The organism is Rhizobium sp. CBN3 (genome assembly GCF_030518245.1).
GTDB lineage: Bacteria > Pseudomonadota > Alphaproteobacteria > Rhizobiales > Rhizobiaceae > Rhizobium > Rhizobium aethiopicum_A.
This window is the reverse complement of the sequence record NZ_JAULSE010000071.1, coordinates 1-1,529: the sequence shown is the minus strand read 5'-3', so window position 1 is coordinate 1,529 and position 1,529 is coordinate 1. Positions and strand designations below refer to the sequence as shown.

At 64.2% G+C, this 1,529-nt stretch carries 1 protein-coding gene; it reads left to right on the top strand.

Translation table 11 applies throughout. The features are described from left to right. The first annotated feature begins 74 nt into the window (after positions 1-74). The gene (locus tag QWJ46_RS30935; protein ID WP_302756336.1) at positions 75-1,406 is read left to right on the top strand and encodes an IS1182 family transposase; all 1,332 of its coding nucleotides are present in this window, start codon (positions 75-77) and stop codon (positions 1,404-1,406) included. Positions 1,407-1,529 lie beyond the last annotated feature (123 nt).

The window sequence follows — 1,529 nt, the reverse complement described above, 5'->3', positions numbered from 1 at the left end:
CCTCAGAGCCTGTGAATGTTTTGTGGCGGCGGCGATTGGATTGTGATTCTGTGGGTCGTTGATTTGCGTGGGGGATGATGGTGGGCGACGATCTGTTCGAGGGAATGCCGGCGCATGGAGCGCGGCGCAGAGCTCAGTTGGCGGGCGGAGCGGCGCGCATGCGCGAGCCGGTGCGCGATCAGATCGAGTTGCGTGCGGTGGATATCGACAGCTTGATCGGCCAGGATCACGCGGTGCGGGTCATTTGGAGCTATGTCGAGGGACTGGATCTGAGCGCGCTCGAAGATCGGATCAAGGCGCGTGAGCACAGGCCGGGCCATCCGCCGATTTCGCCACGGCTTTTGCTGGCGCTTTGGCTCTATGCCAACAGCGACGGCGTCGGCAGCGCGCGGGCGCTGGAACGGCTGTGCGGGAGCCACGACGTCTATCGCTGGCTGTGCGGCGGTGTCTCGGTGAACTATCACACGCTTTCGGATTTTCGGGTTGGTTGCGCCGATCTGCTCGACCGGCTGCTTTGCGAGCATCTGGCGGCGCTTGCCGATGCCGGCCTCGTTTCTCTCGATAGTCTGGCACAGGATGGCGTGCGGGTACGGGCGAGCGCGGGCGCCGCCTCGTTCGGCCGGGCGGCGACGCTTGATCGGCATCTTTCGATTGCCGAGGCCGTTGTGGATCAGCTCAAGCAGGAGGTCGATGCGCGTTCGGATGCCAGCACGCGGCGCATCGAGGCGGCCAGGCAACGAGCGGCGCGCAAGCGCGGCGAGCGGGTCAGAGCAGCCCAGGCCGCTCTTGAAGAGATCAAGCAGCGGCGCCAGGCGCGCGAAGAAAAGCGCGGCAATGGCAAAAAGCCGAAGGAGCCGCGCGCTTCCAGCACGGATGCCCAGGCGCGGGTGATGAAGATGGCCGACGGCGGCTTCCGTCCGGGTTATAATGTGCAGGTTGCCAGCACGGCCGGTGAGCAGTTCGTGGCCGGGCTCGCGGTGACCAATGCCGGCTCCGATCGCGGCCTCATGCGGCCGATGCTGGAACGGTTGCGCGCGCTGAGCGGCCATCTGCCGCGACACTATCTGGCCGATGGCGGCTTTTGCAGCGCTGACGATATCGAGTGGGCGCACGGCGAAGGGGTCGAGGTCTTTTGTCCGCCTACGCAGTCCAAGCACGGAACCGATCCCTTCTTGCCGCGGCACGGCGACGATCCGGGTGTATCGGCCTGGCGGGCCCGTATGGCAAGCGAGGCGGGCAAGGCTCAGTACAAACCCCGCTCGATCTGCGAATGCATCCATGCCCGCTGGCGCAACTGGAATCTGCGACAATTGACGGTGCGCGGCATCGAAAAGGTCCGTGCCGTCGTACTCTGCTACGCACTCACCAACAATATCTTGCAAGGCCATCGGCTTGCCAATGGCTAAGCCAGTGCAATCACCCTGACGCCAACAAGCGACCATCCGAACGCACCGCGCAATCGTCTGACGATCGATTACATCGGCAAACCAAGACCGGCCAGAAACGCGCCAGCTTCAAAAGCTTCACAA

Excerpts from the sequence above, each read along its gene's own strand:
- QWJ46_RS30935 (WP_302756336.1), top strand. The coding sequence starts at position 75 with ATGATGGTGGGCGACGATCTGTTCGAGGGAATGCCGGCGCATGGAGCG.